Origin of the sequence: Curtobacterium sp. MCBA15_012, from assembly GCF_001864935.2 — a bacterium.
Classification (GTDB): domain Bacteria; phylum Actinomycetota; class Actinomycetes; order Actinomycetales; family Microbacteriaceae; genus Curtobacterium.
The window spans coordinates 450,085-465,288 of sequence record NZ_CP126267.1; the positions used below are offsets into that span (position 1 = coordinate 450,085).

General features: G+C 72.8%; 15 protein-coding genes. 11 read left to right on the plus strand and 4 right to left on the minus strand.

What is annotated here, in order from left to right:
• Positions 1-107: 107 nt before the first annotated feature.
• The 5 genes from QOL15_RS02155 (at position 108) to QOL15_RS02175 (ending at position 4,490) form a co-directional block, all read left to right on the plus strand.
• Positions 108-749, plus strand: a complete 642-nt coding sequence (locus QOL15_RS02155; RefSeq protein WP_065961418.1) for an MBL fold metallo-hydrolase — start codon at positions 108-110, stop codon at positions 747-749.
• Between the two features lie 132 nt (positions 750-881).
• On the plus strand, positions 882-1,562 hold the full coding sequence (locus tag QOL15_RS02160; RefSeq protein ID WP_071246448.1) for an HAD family hydrolase: 681 nt from the start codon (positions 882-884) through the stop codon (positions 1,560-1,562).
• Positions 1,563-1,603: 41 nt separating this feature from the next.
• Entirely contained in the window at positions 1,604-2,086 is a 483-nt protein-coding gene (locus QOL15_RS02165) for a GNAT family N-acetyltransferase (protein ID WP_253181601.1), read from the plus strand.
• Positions 2,087-2,133: 47 nt separating this feature from the next.
• A complete protein-coding gene (locus QOL15_RS02170) occupies positions 2,134-2,757 on the plus strand; it encodes a TetR/AcrR family transcriptional regulator (RefSeq protein ID WP_216093112.1) in 624 nt (207 codons plus the stop codon).
• Positions 2,754-4,490, plus strand: a complete 1,737-nt coding sequence (locus tag QOL15_RS02175) for an MDR family MFS transporter (protein ID WP_071246446.1) — start codon at positions 2,754-2,756, stop codon at positions 4,488-4,490. Before QOL15_RS02170 ends, QOL15_RS02175 begins: the two co-directional genes overlap by 4 nt.
• A gap of 378 nt (positions 4,491-4,868) precedes the next feature.
• Here QOL15_RS02175 and QOL15_RS02180 read toward each other — a convergent pair whose 3' ends face one another.
• Positions 4,869-5,876, minus strand: a complete 1,008-nt coding sequence (locus QOL15_RS02180; RefSeq protein ID WP_305405209.1) for a LacI family DNA-binding transcriptional regulator — start codon at positions 5,874-5,876, stop codon at positions 4,869-4,871.
• 227 nt (positions 5,877-6,103) lie between these two features.
• Between QOL15_RS02180 and QOL15_RS02185 the strand changes: the two genes are divergently transcribed.
• The 4 genes from QOL15_RS02185 to QOL15_RS02200 all read left to right on the plus strand — a co-directional run bounded on the left by QOL15_RS02185 (position 6,104) and on the right by QOL15_RS02200 (position 10,434).
• Positions 6,104-7,159 (plus strand): nucleoside hydrolase, encoded by a 1,056-nt coding sequence (locus QOL15_RS02185; RefSeq protein ID WP_305405211.1) that lies wholly within the window; start codon positions 6,104-6,106, stop codon positions 7,157-7,159.
• 5 nt (positions 7,160-7,164) lie between these two features.
• The gene (locus QOL15_RS02190) at positions 7,165-8,574 is read left to right on the plus strand and encodes an MFS transporter (protein ID WP_065964007.1); all 1,410 of its coding nucleotides are present in this window, start codon (positions 7,165-7,167) and stop codon (positions 8,572-8,574) included.
• Positions 8,571-9,428, plus strand: coding sequence for a ribokinase (locus QOL15_RS02195; protein WP_065964003.1), 858 nt, complete (start codon positions 8,571-8,573; stop codon positions 9,426-9,428). The genes QOL15_RS02190 and QOL15_RS02195 overlap by 4 nt, the downstream gene beginning before the upstream one ends.
• A 70-nt stretch (positions 9,429-9,498) precedes the next feature.
• Positions 9,499-10,434: a Ppx/GppA phosphatase family protein gene (locus QOL15_RS02200; RefSeq protein WP_065964002.1), complete on the plus strand. Its 936-nt coding sequence runs from the start codon at positions 9,499-9,501 to the stop codon at positions 10,432-10,434.
• A 78-nt stretch (positions 10,435-10,512) separates the two neighbouring features.
• On the opposite strand, the gene QOL15_RS02205 is transcribed toward QOL15_RS02200, so the two are convergent.
• The 3 genes from QOL15_RS02205 to QOL15_RS02220 form a co-directional block, all read right to left on the minus strand.
• Positions 10,513-11,118, minus strand: a complete 606-nt coding sequence (locus QOL15_RS02205) for an antibiotic biosynthesis monooxygenase (RefSeq protein WP_065964001.1) — start codon at positions 11,116-11,118, stop codon at positions 10,513-10,515.
• 765 nt (positions 11,119-11,883) lie between these two features.
• Positions 11,884-12,264 carry a hypothetical protein gene (locus QOL15_RS02215; RefSeq protein ID WP_065963999.1) on the minus strand — a complete coding sequence of 127 codons (381 nt, stop codon included), beginning with the start codon at positions 12,262-12,264 and terminating at the stop codon, positions 11,884-11,886.
• 247 nt (positions 12,265-12,511) lie between these two features.
• Entirely contained in the window at positions 12,512-13,531 is a 1,020-nt protein-coding gene (locus tag QOL15_RS02220; protein ID WP_305405214.1) for a Ku protein, read from the minus strand.
• Positions 13,532-13,620: 89 nt separating this feature from the next.
• On the opposite strand from QOL15_RS02220, the gene QOL15_RS02225 reads away from it, so the two are divergent.
• Complete coding sequence (locus QOL15_RS02225; RefSeq protein ID WP_305405216.1) at positions 13,621-14,247, plus strand: hypothetical protein; 627 nt, start codon at positions 13,621-13,623, stop codon at positions 14,245-14,247.
• Between the two features lie 34 nt (positions 14,248-14,281).
• The gene (locus QOL15_RS02230; protein WP_305405218.1) at positions 14,282-15,172 is read left to right on the plus strand and encodes an SDR family oxidoreductase; all 891 of its coding nucleotides are present in this window, start codon (positions 14,282-14,284) and stop codon (positions 15,170-15,172) included.
• The last annotated feature ends 32 nt before the right edge of the window (positions 15,173-15,204 follow it).

Sequence of the window (15,204 nt, forward strand, 5' to 3'; positions counted from 1 at the left end):
TGCCAGCCGGTACCGCGCCTCCCGTCCGTCCCCTGGTCGCGTCGCGACTGAACGGGCCCTCAGAGCGCGACGGCATGCCGTCGCGCGGCCGGGCGTTGACTGGTGCCATGCAGCTGACGAAGTACAACCACGCCACGGTCGTCCTCGAGCGGGACGGCGCGACCATCGTGCTCGACCCCGGGACGTTCACCCCCGAGGCGGCCGACCTCGTCCGTGCCGCCACCGCGGTGCTCGTCACGCACGAGCACTTCGACCACCTCGACGTCGATGCCGTGCGCGCCGGGCTCGCCGCGAACCCCGCGCTCGTCGTCCGCGGACCCCGTCCGGTCGTCGACCAGCTCGGCGACCACGACGGACGCGTCGTCGCGGTCGAGGCCGGCGACTCGTTCTCGGTCGGGCCGTTCGCGGTGCGGGTGTTCGGCGAGGAGCACGCCGTGATCCACCGGGACGTGCCGGTGGTCGCGAACGTCGGGTACCTCGTCGACGGTGCCGTGTTCCACCCCGGCGACGCGTACCTGGCGCCGGGCGTGCCGGTGTCGACGCTCCTCATGCCGACGAGCGGTCCGTGGACGCACATGGCCGAGGCCGTCGACCACGTGCGCGCGGTCGCGCCGGAGCGTGTCGTGCAGATCCACGAGGCGATGCTCAGCGAGGTCGGGCAGCAGTCGACCGCGCGGTTCCTCGGGCCGGAGATGCTCGGGACGGTGCCGGTGACGATCCTGGCGTCGGGGGAGTCGATCGAGGTCTGAGCGACCGGGCCGGCCGGGCGGGCGCGCGCCGGGCGGGTGCGGGCTGCGTCGGGCGCGCAACCGGGTGCCCCGGTGCCGGTCGGTCGCCTGCGCCTGGGCGGGCACCGGTGAGAGGGGGAGCAGGCTGGACGGATGGCTGACGCTCCCACGACCGCTGTCCTCTTCGACATCGACGGCACCCTCGCCGACTCGAACTACGCGCACATCGACGCGTGGTGGCGCGCCTTCCGGGCGGCCGGTGAGTCGGTGGACGCGTGGCGCATCCACCGCGCGATCGGCATGGACTCGGGCCGGCTGCTCGAGGAGCTGCTGCCCGACGCATCCGACGAGGTCCGCGACCAGGCGAAGCAGTTCCACACCGCCTACTACTCCGAGCACATGCCGCAGCTGCGCCTGCTGCCCGGGGCGCGCGAGCTGCTCGAGGAGGTCGCCGCGCGCGGGCACGCGGTCGTCCTCGCCACGAGCGCGCCCGAGTCCGAGTTGTCCGTGCTCCGCGAGCTCCTCGACGCGGCCGCGTGGGTGACCGCCGAGACGAGTGCGGAGGACGTCGGCGAGGCCAAGCCCGCGCCCGGCATCGTCGAGGTCGCGCTGGACAAGGTCGGCGTCGACCCGTCGCGAGCGGTCATGGTCGGCGACGCGATGTGGGACGCCGAGGCGTCCGGCACGGTCGGCGTGCGGTGCGTCGGCGTGATGACCGGCGGCATCGGCGGCGACGAGCTGCGGGGCGCCGGGGCCGCGGTCGTGTACGACGACGCGGCTGCCGTGCTCGCGGCGCTGCGGGCGGGCGAGGGGCCGATCGCCGAGCTCGGCTGAGGCGCTGGCGCCGTCGCCGGCGCGTGCGAGGATGGTCGATCGTGATCACGATCGAGCGCGTCGGCTGGGACGACCCCCGTGGCGTGGAACTCCGCGCCACCATGGACCAGGAGATGCACGAGCGCTACGGGCCCGGCAACGCCGGTGAGGACCCCGCCGTGAACGCCGAGCGGAACCGCGTGCTCGCCGTCGATCCGGCGACCGTGATCTCCTCGGTCCTGGCCATCGACGAGGACGGCAGCGCCCTCGGGCACATCGCCGTCCGGTGGCTCGGCGACGAGGTCGAGCTCAAGCGCCTCATCGTGCTCGCCGCCGCGCGGGGCAAGGGCGCCGCGACCGCGCTCCTGGCCGAGAGCGAGCAGATCGCCCGCGAGCAGGGCGTCGCCCGCGTGATCCTGCAGACCGGGGACAAGCAGCCCGAGGCCGTCGCCCTGTACGAGAAGACCGGCTGGGAGCCGATCCCGATCTACGAGCCGTACGCGGCGACCATGCCCTTCTCGCGCTGCTTCGCGAAGGCCCTGTAACCCGTCCTCCTCTTGCACTCTCAGCGCCAGAGTGCAATTCTTGCCCGGTGAGCACCACCGAACGCACCCGCGCGCTGCGCCGACGCATGGTCGTCGAGGCACGCCGGGCGACGATCGAGCACGGGCTGCACGGCTTCACGATCGAGCAGCTCTGCGAGACCGTCGGCGTCTCGCGGCGCACGTTCTTCAACCACTTCGCGTCGAAGGACGACGCCGTGCTCGGCATCGAGCAGGGTGCGTCGGAGCAGATGCTCCGCGCCTACGCCGAGGGCTCGCTCGTCCCGGGCGACCTCGACCCGCTCGGGTCGATCGTCGCGCTCGCCATCGAGCAGATGCACGTCGTCGGGCTCGACCGCGCCGACGAGGCCCTGGTCCGCCGGGTCTTCGAGCGCGAGCCCGTGATGGTCGCGAAGTTCCTCGCCGCCGCCGACGTCCAGCTCACCGCGGTGGGCCGGGCCGTGCGGGAGCGCTTCGGCTGGACCGACCCCGACGACCGGCGCGCCCAGCTCGTCGCCGAGGCCGCCGCCGGCCTGCTCAAGGTCACCGCCGGCACCTACTTCGACGACGCGTACGACGAGGCGACCGGCCCCACGTTCGACGTGTTGCTCACCGAGAACCTCCGCCAGTTCAGGGCGGCCGTCACCACCACCGGACAGGACCACACCGCATGAGCGCGACCGCGCAGGGCACGAAGCGTGCCCGCCCCGGATCCGACGGCCCGCTGCTCCTCACGCAGCGCCGCATCTGGATCATCTTCTCCGCCCTGATCGCCGGCATGCTGCTGTCGAGCCTCGACCAGACCATCGTCTCCACGGCGATGCCGACCATCGTCGGCGAGCTCGGCGGCGTCGCGCACCAGGCGTGGCTGACGACCGGGTACCTGCTCGCCTCGACGATCGTGATGCCGATCTACGGCAAGTTCGGTGACGTCCTCGGCCGCCGCAACCTGTTCCTCGTCGCGATCGCGCTGTTCACGATCGCCTCGGCCGGGTGCGCGTTCGCGGGCGACTTCACGCAGCTCGTGGTGTTCCGCGCCATGCAGGGCCTCGGCGGCGGCGGCCTGATGATCCTGTCGCAGGCGATCATCGCCGACATCGTGCCGGCCTCGGAGCGCGGCAAGTACCTCGGTCCGCTCGGCGCGATCTTCGGGCTCTCGGCGATCGGTGGCCCGCTGCTCGGCGGTTTCTTCGTCGACCACCTCACCTGGAACTGGGCGTTCTACATCAACATCCCGGTCGGCATCGCGGCGTTCTTCGTCGCCTGGTTCGCGCTGACCCTGCCGACCAAGAAGGCCGAGAAGAAGATCGACGTGCTCGGCGTCGTCCTCATGTCCGCGGCGACGACCTGCCTGGTGTTCTTCTCGGAGTTCGGCGGCAGCAAGGACCACGGCTGGGACGCCCTCGAGACGTGGGCCTGGTTCGCGGGACTCGTCGTCTCGGCCGCGCTGCTCGTGCTCGTCGAGTCGCGCGTCGAGGACCCGGTCCTGCCGATGTCGTTCTTCCGCAACCGCACGTTCCTGCTCGCGACCGGCATCGGCCTCGTGCTCGGCATCGGCATGTTCGCGGCGATCGGCTTCGTCCCGACGTTCCTGCAGATGGCGTCGGGCACCTCGGCCGCGGTCTCCGGTCTGCTCATGCTCCCGATGATGGTCGGCCTCATCGGCACCTCGATCGCGTCCGGCAACCTCATCACGAAGACGGGTCGCTACCGGCTGTTCCCGATCGTCGGCACCGTGCTCGTCGCCCTCGCGATGCTCGCCATGACGCAGCTCGCCGCGGACACCCCGATCTGGCTCATCTGCGCGTACCTGTTCGTCTTCGGCGCCGGGCTCGGGCTCATCATGCAGGTGGTCGTCCTCGTCGCGCAGAACGCCGTCCCCGCCGACCAGGTCGGGACCGCGACGTCGACGAACAACTACTTCCGCGAGGTCGGCGCCTCCCTCGGCACCGCGGTCTTCGGTGCGCTGTTCACCGCCCGGTTGACGAGTGCGCTGACCGACGTGTTCACCTCGGCCGGCGGCTCGGCGACCGACGCGGCGTCCTCCGCGGGGAGCATCGACCCGGCGACGGTCGCGAAGCTGCCCGAGGCCGTGCAGGACGGCATCGTGAACGCGTACGCCGACTCCCTGGCGCCGGTGTTCTGGTACCTGCTGCCGTTCATCGCGATCGCGTTCCTGCTCGCCCTGTTCCTGCCGCAGATCACGCTGTCGGACACGGCCGGCATGGTCGCCCGTGGCGAGGCCGTCGGCGGCGCCGAGGCCGACGAGCTCGAGCGGGCGCAGCGCGCCGGCCGGGCCGGCGCGACGGCTCCCGGCGCGGCCACGAGCGCGGCCCCGGACAGTGCCGACGGCACTGCCGACACGGAGGTCGGTGCCGACGCGGAGCGCGGGGCGCCCCGCGCCTGACGCGCTCGGCCACACCGAGCGGTCGCGGTGACCACGTGACGGACGGGAGGCGCGGTGCCGGCTGGCACCGCGCCTCCCGTCCGTCCGCGCACCCGCCCACCGCCCCTGCCGCGCCGGTCCAGTCCCGTCACCCGCCGCCCGTCACCCGCCACCCGCCACCCGCTGTCCGCCGCCCGCCGTCCGCTGGCGGGCCTCTCGCGAAAGCGACAGATCACAGCCGACTGTCGGCGGCGATCTGTCGCTTCGGCAGGGGTGACGGCCGACCCGACACGGGATCTGTCGCCCTCGCGGGGACGACGGCTGACCGACGTGGCCCGGCCCGGCCCGTGATCTGTCGCTTCGGCGACGGCAGGGGACGAGCGTGCGGACCGCGACCCGTCAGCCGCCGGTGCTCGCGCGCCGCACCAGGCGCGTCGGCAGCGCGACGGGCTCGGGTGTGGTCCCGTCGATCGCGGCGAGGAGCCGGAGCGCGGCCGCCCGACCGAGCTCCGCCCCGGGCAGGGCGACGCTCGTCAGGGCCGGGGCGGTGACCGAGGACGACGGCAGGTCGTCGAAGCCCGCGACCGCGAGATCCTCGGGCACCCGCAGCCCCATCGCGCCGGCGACCCGCAGCACTCCGTAGGCGAGCGTGTCCGCGGCGGCGACCACAGCGGTGACCCCGTCCTCGTGCCAGGCCTCGATCGCGTGCTCGGTCGCGGCGGCCGCCGCGTCGACGGTCAGGTCCGCCCGCGCGCCGAGCTCCGAGACGGTGATGCCGGCGGCCGCGCAGGCCTCGTCGAACAGCCGGTGCCGGACGCCGAACGTCGCGACGCGCGCGGTGCCGTCGAGGTACGCGACCCGCTCGTGTCCCCGTTCGCGCAGGTGGGCGACGAGCTCGTCGATGCCCAGGGTCAGGTCGTAGTCGACGGCGACCGCTCCCGCCGGGGCGTCCGGGGCGTCGAGCAGGACGACCGGGACGGCGGCGTCGAGGACCTCGCCCGCGGCCGGGGCGTCCACGAGGATGCCGGCCGGACGCAGCCGCTCGAACCGGCGCAGGTCCGCTGCGGACGGCTGGGCGCCGCGCTCGGTGACGGAGAACACGAGCTGGTGGCGGTCGCCGAGCGTGTCCCGGACGCCGCGGATGACCTCGGCGAAGAACGGGTTCGACAGGTCGGGGGCGACGAGGACGACCAGGTCGCCGGTGCCGCGGGCCAGGGAGCTCGCGGCGTGGTCGACGACGTAGCCGAGGTCCTGCACGGCCTCGCGGACCCGGGCGGCGATCGGTGCCGAGACCCGTCCGCGCTCCTTGCCGTTCACCACGAGGGACACCGTCGCGATGCTCGTGCCGGCGCGCTCCGCCACCATCGCCGCGGTGACACGGCGGGCCGGGAGGGCGGAGGACGGCACCCGACGAGCCTAGCGACGCGACCGGCCGACCGAGGCGAGAACCGCTCGGCGAGTTGACGTCAAGCGTTTGACGTGGTGTGATGTCAAACGCTTGACGCGCCGTGCCGGAGTTGGTTCCTCCACGTCACGGACCCCACCGCGTCAAGCACAGACATCCGTCCGCCCGAGCGCGGACACCCGGACACGAGCCGTCCGACCCCGATCCCCGACGAAGTGGAGCGCCCAAGGTGCCCGATGCAACGAAGCAGAAGATCATCCTCGACTGCGACCCCGGCCACGACGACGCCGTCGCCATGCTGCTCGCACACGGGAGCCCCGCGATCGAGCTCCTCGCCGTGACGACCGTCGTCGGCAACCAGACCCTGCCGAAGGTCACCCGCAACGCCCTCGCCGTCGCGCGCATCGCCGGGATCACCGGGGTGCCCTTCGCCGCCGGCAGTCCCCGACCGCTGCTCCGCGAGATCGAGGTCGCCCCCGAGATCCACGGCGAGAGCGGCCTCGACGGGCCGATGCTCCCCGAGCCGTCCTTCGCGCTCGACGAGCGGCACGCGGTCGACCTCATCATCGACACCGTGATGGCGCACGAGCCGGGCACCGTCACCATCGTGCCGACCGCCGGCCTGACGAACATCGCGCTCGCCGTCCGCAAGGAGCCGCGCATCGTCGAGCGGGTCAAGCAGGTCGTGCTCATGGGCGGCGGCGTGCACGTCGGCAACTGGAGCGCGGTCGCCGAGTTCAACATCGTCATCGACCCCGAGGCCGCCGACATCGTGTTCCGCGCCGGCTGGGACGTCGTCATGGTCGGCCTCGACCTGACGCACCAGGCGCTCGCCACCCCGGAGGTCGCCGCGCGCATCGCCGCCGTCGGCACCGGGCCCGCGGCGTTCGTCGGGGAGCTGCTCGACTTCTTCGGCAAGGCATACGAGGACGCGCAGGGCTTCGACTCGCCGCCCGTGCACGACCCCTGCGCCGTGGCGTACGTCATCGACCCGACGATCGTCCGCGCCGTGAAGGTCCCGATCACGATCGAGACCCACGGCACGCACACGCTCGGCATGACCGTCGCCGACTTCCGGTCCCCGGCGCCCGAGGACTGCCGCACGAGCGCCGCGATGGAGCTCGACCACGAGCGCTTCTGGGACCTCGTCGTCGACGCGCTCGAGCGCATCGGCGAGACGCCCGACACCGGGTGGACCCCGCGTGCGGCCGCCGAGGCGGTCGCCGACACCGACACCGACACCGACACCGACACCGACGTGACCGTCGTCGCGCAGGAGCGCTGAGCGCCGTGACCACCACCTCGACGACGAAGTCGACCGCCGCCCTCACCGCGGCACTGCTCGCGGCGTGCATCGCGTTCCAGCTGAACGCGAGCATGCTCAGCCCCGCGCTGGCGACGATGGCCGACGAACTCCGCACCGACGACGCCACCATCGGGCTGTCGCAGACGCTGTTCTTCACGATCGCGGCGCTGTTCTCGCTGTTCCTGCCCCGCCTGTCCGACATCGTCGGGCGCAAGCGGGTCCTGCTCGCCATGCTCCTCGTGATGCTCGTCGGCAGCGTCGTCGCCGCGCTCGCGGTGAACGTGCCGATGCTGTTCGTCGGCCGGATGATCCAGGGCGTCACCGGACCCGTCGTGCCGATCGGCCTGCTCGTCCTGCGCAACGAGATCGCGGACCCCAAGCGCTACGGCGCCGCCCTCGGCCTGCTCACCGCGGTCAACGGTGGCATCGCCGGCGTCGACGCCCTGGCCGGCGGCTGGATCGCGACGCACTTCGGGTTCCGCGGCATCTTCTGGGTGATCGTCGTCGTGACGGCGGTCGCGGCGCTCATGGTCGCGCGCTGGGGCGTCGAGTCCCGGCCGTCGGCGGGCACCCGGATGGACTGGGTCGGCGTCCTGCCGCTCGTCGTCAGCGTCGGCGCGCTGTTGACCGCGTGCAACGAGGCCGGCAAGCTCGGCGCGGCGAACTGGGCCCTCGTGGTCGGCGGGATCGTCGTCGCGCTCGTGGCGTTCGGGGTCTTCTGGGCGATCGAGTCGCGGGTCCGGGAGCCGCTCGTCGAGACCCGGTACCTGCGCCGTCGCGGCACGTGGGCGCTGCTCGTCACGACGCTGCTGACGATGACGGGCGTGTTCGCGGTGGTGAACGGCCTGGTCACGAGCCTCGCGCAGAACCCCGACGTCGGGTTCGGCATGGAGCCGGACCTCGCCTCGCTCGCGTTCCTCGTGCCGTACGCCCTGGTCGGGTGGATCGTCGGACCGTTCGCCGGCCGGCTCGCCCCGACCCTCGGGTACCGGGCGGTGCTCCGCGTCGGCCTGGTCGGCAGCATCGTCGCGACCGTCGTGATGGCGCTCGTCGGCGTGCACTCGCTGCCCGTCCTGGTCGCGGCCACCGTCCTGATCGGCATCACCTACGCCGGTGTCGCGAACATCATCCTCAACGGCCTCGGCATCGTGCTCTCGCCGGCGTCGAACCCCGGGTTCCTGCCCGGCCTGAACGCCGGTGCGTTCAACCTCGGTGCGGGCATCAGCTTCGCGGTCCTGCCGGCGCTGCAGACCGCGCTCGGCACCGGTGGGTCCGCGGGCACCGCGGGCTACTCGGGTGGCATGCTGCTCGGTGCCGTGATCACCTGCGCGGCCCTCGCCACGTCCTTCCTCATCCCGCGCCCGGCCTCGGCCGAGACAGGAGTCACCGCATGAGCGGCATCGTCGTCGTCGGCAGCCTCAACGCGGACCTCGTGGTCCGCACCGAGCGCTTCCCGCAGCCCGGGGAGACCCTGCACGGGTCCGACCTCGCGGTCCTGCCCGGGGGCAAGTCCGCCAACCAGGCGGTGGCAGCCGGGAGGCTCGGGGGAGCGGTGCGCATGATCGGTGCGGTCGGCGACGACGGGAACGGTCGACTGCTCCGCGACTCCGTCGCGGCTGCCGGGGTCGACACGACGCTGGTCGCGTCCCGCGAGGGCGTCGCCACGGGCACCGCCGTCATCACGGTCGACGCCGCGGGCGAGAACACCATCGTGATCTCGGGCGGCGCGAACGCCACGCTCACGCCGGACGACGTGCCCGCCGACGCGTTCGACGGCGCCGGGGTGCTCGGCCTCTGCCTCGAGGTCTCGATCGACGTCGTGCTCGCCGCCGCGCGGGCCGGTCGGGCGGCGGGCGCCACGGTGCTGACGAACCTGTCGCCGTTCGGGGCCGTGCCGCAGGAGCTGCTCGACCTGACCGACGTGCTCCTCGTCAACGAGCACGAGGCCGCCGAGCTCGGCGACCACGGCGTCGCGCGGTCGATCGTCACGCGCGGCGGTGCCGGGTGCGTCGTGCACGACGGCGACAGCGCACCCGTCGAGGTCGCGGCCGTCCGGGTCGACCCGGTCGACACCACGGGCTGCGGCGACGCGTTCATGGGTGCGGTGGCGCTCCGGCTCGACGCGGGGGACTCCCTGGTCGAGGCAGCGCGGTTCGCGGTCGGTGTCGGGGCGTACGCCGCGACGAAGCCGGGCGCACAGGCCTCGTACCCGACCACGTCGGAACTGGAGTCCTTCCTGCGGGGCTGAGCCGGGCCTCCCGTCCGTCCTTCCCGGCCTCCCGGCCATCCGGGGACAGCACGGCCGCTAGCGTTGTGCCATGCGCGTGGGAGTCCTCGACATCGGGTCCAACACCGGCCACCTGCTCGTGGTGGACGCCCACGGCGGGGCGGCGCCGCTGCCGGCGTCGTCGTTCAAGCAGCCGCTGCGGCTCGCCGAGCACCTCGACGACTCCGGCGCGGTGACCCCCGAAGGCGTCGACGCCCTGACGTCGTTCGTCGCCGAGTCCGTGCGCGTCGCCGAGGACCGCGGGTGCGAGGACATGCTCGCGTTCGCGACCTCGGCCGTCCGCGACGCGGTGAACTCGGACGCGGTGCTCGCGCACGTCGAACGGGAGACGGGTGTCGAGCTCGCCGTGCTCTCGGGCGGGGACGAGGCGCGCCTGACGTTCCTGGCGGTGCGGCGCTGGTTCGGGTGGTCCGCCGGACGCCTCGCGGTGTTCGACATCGGCGGCGGTTCGCTCGAGATCGCCGGCGGTGGCGACGAGGCGCCGGACGTCGCCTGGTCGATGCCGATCGGCGCCGCGCGGCTCGCTCGCACCTACTTCGCCGACGGCACACCGAGCGAGGACGACGTCCGCCGCATCCGACACGAGATCCGGGTCGCGATCGCCCGTGACGCCGGGCTGCTGCTGCGCTCCGGGCGACCGGACCGTGCCGTCGCGACGTCGAAGACCTTCCGGTCGATCGCGCGCATCTGCGGTGCGGCACCCTCGGCGGCCGGCCCGCTCGTCCCGCGCGCGCTCGACGGCGCCGAGCTGCGGCGCCTGCTGCCGTCGCTGCTGACGAAGTCGGTCGCCGAGCTGGCCGCGCTGCCCGGCGTCTCGCCGAGCCGGGCGCACCAGGTCGTGCCGGGCGCGCTCGTCGCCGAGGCGTGCCTGGACATCTTCGACCTGCCGGCGCTCGAGATCTGCCCGTGGGCGTTGCGCGAGGGCGTCATCCTGGAGCGGCTCGACCAGCTGTCGGTGCTCGGCTGAGACGGTCCGGCGGCGTGAGCCGCTGCGGCTGGCGGTGGACCGGCGTCGGCCGCAGCGGCTGGGGCCCGGTCGGCGGGGTCAGCCGGCGCGCGGCGGGGCGAGCAGCCAGGGGCGGATGAGCTTCGTCACGAAGGGCAGCACCCAGAAGGTCATGATCGGCGTCAGCACGAGCGTGGTGACCAGCACCCGGGGCAGGACCGCGACGTGCGCGAACGCGGGGACGAGCCAGGCCATCAGGTACGTGAAGGCGAGGTTCACCGGGAAGAAGCCGAGCCAGATGCTCACCGCCTGCTTCCACCGCGGCGGGGCGCTCGACTCCGGGGCGTCGGCCGGGGCGTCGAACCAGCCCTCGATGCCGGTGCGCTTCTCGACGCGGGACTCCACCACGAGGTCACGCCCGAGGTCGAGCCAGCGGAGGCGGTCGTCGGAGTTCTCCCACGTCGCGAGCTGCTCGTGGTCGGCGAAGCGGTAGAGCATGTGCCACTCGCGGCTGGTCGCGTGCGAGCGGACCCACCCGGAGCCGAGGAAGCCCGGGTAGCGGTTCGCCAGGTTCACGCCGGACTGCACCCAGGCGGTGGCCTCGGGGATGCGGTCGGGTTCGACGAGACGGGTGATGGACACGGTGACGGGCGGGCCGGCGGTCACGGATGACGACTGCAGGCTCCCAGGCTCTTGTGGAGTCATGGGGACAGTCTCCCGGACGCGTGTTTCGGGTTCGTGACGGCGGGGTCGGTCGTCCAGCGTCAGCCCGTGCAGGGTCATCGCGGCGACGACGTCGGGATGGTGGCTCGTGAGCGGCCCGACCTCGACGTCGCGGAGCAGGGCGCTCCGCTCGCCGTCCGTCGAACGTTCGAACACCGTCCAGAGCTCCAGGTCGGATCCGTGCCGCGAGAGGAACCGGACGCCGTCGAACGTCGGGTTCGCCGCTGCGTCCGTCTCCGTGTAGACGGCGAGGCCGACCTGCTGTGTGAGTGCACGGCGCTCCGCGATCTGCAGCGCGGCGGCATCGAAGTCCGGGAGTCCTGCGGACCGAGCAGCCCCGAGGAACCTCGGGCGCAGTTCCGCGATCGTCGCGGCGGCGGAGACGTCGCAGTAGACGCCGAGGAGTCGCGCTCGAGCGAGTCGCCTGGCATGGAACCAGGACGCCGGGATCGTGCCCGCGCTGACGGTCGGGTAGAGCGCGTCGACCTCGTCCTCATCGATGCCGGCCAACGCCTCGTGCAGCTCCGGGTCCGGACGGAACTGCGCGAGGACCTCGACCAGGGCCGCGTACGCCGAGGACGCCGCGTAGGTCGTCCGGTATGTCCGGTTCGGCGCGTCCCACCGTCCCGGGAAGGTGCCCCCGTCCGCCCACTTCCAGTCCACCCACGCCCACGGCGACGGCGCACGGCCGACTCGCCAGACCGGTGCAGCGGGAGTCTTCGTCGCGAACGCCCCCATGCGCGGCGGTCAGGCGTTCCCGACGAAGGAACGTGCGGCGGCGAGGACGCGGGGACCGGCCTCGTCGAGGTCTCCGTCGCGGAGCACGCGCGCTGGTGAGGTGTCCTCGAGTCGCGGGTTGAGGCCCTGGAACCAGGCCTGCGCCACCCGGTCGCCGTCGTTCGACGCGATGAGCTCGGCCACACGGAACGTGAGCTTGAGGCGCTGCTCGACCGTGCTCGACGGGCGTCGACCGCCCGCCTCGGCCCACTGGTGCACCGCGCGGGTCTCGTTCACCCCGGCGATGAAGGCGACGAGCTTCGAGCCGAGCACCGATCGGAGCTCGTCGACGATCTCGGGGAGGTCGGCGCGGACGGAGCGCTCGAACGCCTGGAGCTCTGAGGTTGCCATACCGTCCAAGATAGTCGTCACTGGTCGGATCACGACGAGATGCCCACCCCGATCACAGCTGCAGGGAGGTTCCGGGCATGAGCGGAACCAGCGGCGAGCGCGCTGCTCTTCTCGGGCAATGTGCTGTTCGTGTTCGACGTCGTGGTCGGGGACGTCGGCGGGGTCGTCGGGAGTGTGGTGGTGTTCGTGGGGACGGCGGCGCTGTGGGTGTCGATCCCGCTCGCACTCCGCGGACGAGCAAGGACGGCTAGCTGGCCTGCTTCTTCGCCGCTGGCTTCTTCGTGGCGGGCGCCTTCTTCGCGGCCGCCGTCGTCTTCTTCGCTGCCGTCGTCTTCTTCGTCGCCGTGGTCGTCTTCTTCGCGGGCGCCGCCTGCTCCGTGCTGCCGGCCTCCTCCGGAGCCTTCTCCTGGCCGGCCTTCCGTGCCGACCCGCCCTGCCCCCGTGAGCCGGACGACGGACGCGACCCCGATCCTCCAGACCGCTTCTTGTCGACGGACGCCCGCAGGGCGGCCATCAGGTCGATGACGTCCCCGCCCGCGTCGTCGTCCTCGTCGTCCGAGCGCTCACCGAAGGTCTCCGCGGTGTCGACGTCGTCGCCGGCCTCGAGCTTCGCGTCGATGAGCTGCTGCAGCTCCTCCTGGTACGCGTCGGTGTAGCGGTCCGGGTCGAAGTCGGTGGACATGCTGTCGACGAGGGACGACGACATCTTCAGCTCGTTCGCGCTGACCTTGACCGACGCATCGAGGGCCTTGAAGTCGGGAGCGCGGACCTCGTCGCCCCAGAGGAGCCCCTGGAGCAGGACGACGTCGTCGTGCACGCGGAGGACCCCGAGCCGGGTCTTCTGCCGCAGCGTGAACTGCACGATCGCGAGCCGGTCGGTCTTCGCCAGGGTCTCCCGCAGCAGGACGTAGGCCTTGGGGGAGCGGGAGTCGGGCTCGAGGTAGTACGTCTTCTCGAACATCATCGGGTCGACCTGGTCGACGGGCACGAACTCCAGGACCTCGATCTCGTGCGACTGCTCCTGGGGGAGCTGCTTGAAGTCCTCCGGGGTCAGCACGACGGTCTTGTCGCCGTCGTCGTAGGCGCGCTGGATGTCGCCGTACTCGACCTCGTGGCCGAACTCGCACACGCGCTTGTACCGGATGCGGCCCTTGTCGTCGTCGTGGACCTGGTGGAGCGACACGTCGTGGGTCTCCGTCGCCGCGTACACCTTGATGGGCACGTTGACGAGCCCGAACGCGATGGAGCCCTTCCAGATCGACCTCATGCGCACATGATGCCCGCGCGGGTGCGGACGGGCGCTCAGTTGTCGGCGGATCGGCAGCTGTGGTCGGCGGAGGGCGTAGCCTCGCGCTCATGACGGGGGAGCAGGACGGCACTGGCGAGCAGGACCGCACGGGGGAGCAGGACCGCGTGGCCGACCGCATCGACGCCGCGGGGTGGTGGCAGCTCGTCGGGCTCGCGCTCGTCGGCGCGCTCGTCCCCCTGGTCTTCTTCGTGATGTTGGACGTCCCGACGCCCTGGACGGCCGTCGTCGTGCTCGGGCTCGTCCTCGCGGTCGTGCTCCCGGCGTCGCAGGTGTGGAACTGGTCGCGACGGGGTGGCCGTGCCGAGGTGGTCGAGACCCGACGCTGGATCCGCGCGGGCAGCGTGCCGGCGGACGTACCCGAAGCCGTCTGGCGGCCCCGCGTGCAGCAGTGGACGAGCGACCTGGGACGGCGCCGCGTGAGCGGTTGGTTGTCCGCCGTGGTCGCTGCGCTCTGGACGCTCACGGCCGTGACCGGGTCGCCGCAGAACTGGGGCCTCGCCCTGGTGTGGGCGCTCATCGCCGCCGTCGGGCTCGTCGGGGACCCGGGCGGCCGCGCCGCGGCCGGACGGCTGCTCGCCGCGCCCGTCCGCTCGTCCGCCGGACACGTGTCCGGGAACGGGGGCCGCGACGCCGACACCACGCACCAGGCGGGCCGCACCTCCGACCACCCCTGAGACCCGTCCCCGCCACCGCGAGCACCATGGGCCCATGAGCCAGCTCGACAAGCAGGACCCGCGCTCGCAGCACCCCCGTCCGCCGTTCCCGGCGCAGACGCAGCAGGGTGCCGGCCTCGCGAGCGCGATGGACCCCACGCCCGACCACGGCGAGTCGAGCTACCTCGGCACGGGCCGGATGCCCGGTTACCGGGTGCTCGTCACGGGCGCCGACTCCGGCATCGGGCGCGCCGCGGCGATCGCGATGGCGAAGGAGGGCGCGGACGTCGCACTGAACGCCCTACCCGACGAGCTCGAGGACCTCGAGCAGGTCCGCGACGTCGTCGGCGACCTCGGCCGCAGGGCGGTGCTGCTGCCGGGCGACCTGACCGACGAGGCGTTCTGCGCGACCCTGGTCCGGGACGCCGTGAGCGCGCTCGGCGGCCTCGACGCCCTGGTGCTCGTCGCCGGACACCAGCAGGTGCACGAGGACGTCACGCAGCAGTCCACCGAGGACTTCGACCGGACGATGAAGGTCAACCTGTACTCGCTGTTCTGGCTGGTGCGGGCGGCGGTGCCGCACATGGCGCCGGGCAGCGCGATCGTCACGACGAGTTCGGTCTCGGCGCACCAACCGCAGGACCGGATGATCGACTACGCGGCGACCAAGGCCGCGATCACCACGTACACGAACGGCCTGGCCCGGCAGCTCGCGGCGAAGGGGATCCGGGCGAACACGGTCGTCCCCGGGCCGGTGTGGACGCCGCTGCAGCCGACGAGCTACCCGGGCGACGAGATCGCCCACTACGGCGAGGACACCCCCTTCGGCCGTCCCGCGCAGCCGGTCGAGCTCGGCAGCGCGTACGTGTACCTGGCGGGACCGGAGTCGTCGTACACGTCCGGCAGCACCCTCACGGTGGCGGGAGCGACCGGGGTCGCGCTGTGAGCGCGACGAGCGCCGGGCGTGCCCGCGCGGCC

Bases quoted from the DNA above. Each gene is read 5' to 3' on its own strand.
- QOL15_RS02220 (WP_305405214.1), bottom strand. From the start codon at position 13,531: ATGAGGTCGATCTGGAAGGGCTCCATCGCGTTCGGGCTCGTCAACGTG.
- QOL15_RS02205 (WP_065964001.1), bottom strand. From the start codon at position 11,118: ATGACTCCACAAGAGCCTGGGAGCCTGCAGTCGTCATCCGTGACCGCC.
- QOL15_RS02160 (WP_071246448.1), top strand. From the start codon at position 882: ATGGCTGACGCTCCCACGACCGCTGTCCTCTTCGACATCGACGGCACC.
- QOL15_RS02195 (WP_065964003.1), top strand. From the start codon at position 8,571: ATGAGCGGCATCGTCGTCGTCGGCAGCCTCAACGCGGACCTCGTGGTC.
- QOL15_RS02175 (WP_071246446.1), top strand. From the start codon at position 2,754: ATGAGCGCGACCGCGCAGGGCACGAAGCGTGCCCGCCCCGGATCCGAC.
- QOL15_RS02230 (WP_305405218.1), top strand. From the start codon at position 14,282: ATGAGCCAGCTCGACAAGCAGGACCCGCGCTCGCAGCACCCCCGTCCG.
- QOL15_RS02225 (WP_305405216.1), top strand. From the start codon at position 13,621: ATGACGGGGGAGCAGGACGGCACTGGCGAGCAGGACCGCACGGGGGAG.
- QOL15_RS02200 (WP_065964002.1), top strand. From the start codon at position 9,499: ATGCGCGTGGGAGTCCTCGACATCGGGTCCAACACCGGCCACCTGCTC.
- QOL15_RS02215 (WP_065963999.1), bottom strand. From the start codon at position 12,264: ATGGCAACCTCAGAGCTCCAGGCGTTCGAGCGCTCCGTCCGCGCCGAC.
- QOL15_RS02155 (WP_065961418.1), top strand. From the start codon at position 108: ATGCAGCTGACGAAGTACAACCACGCCACGGTCGTCCTCGAGCGGGAC.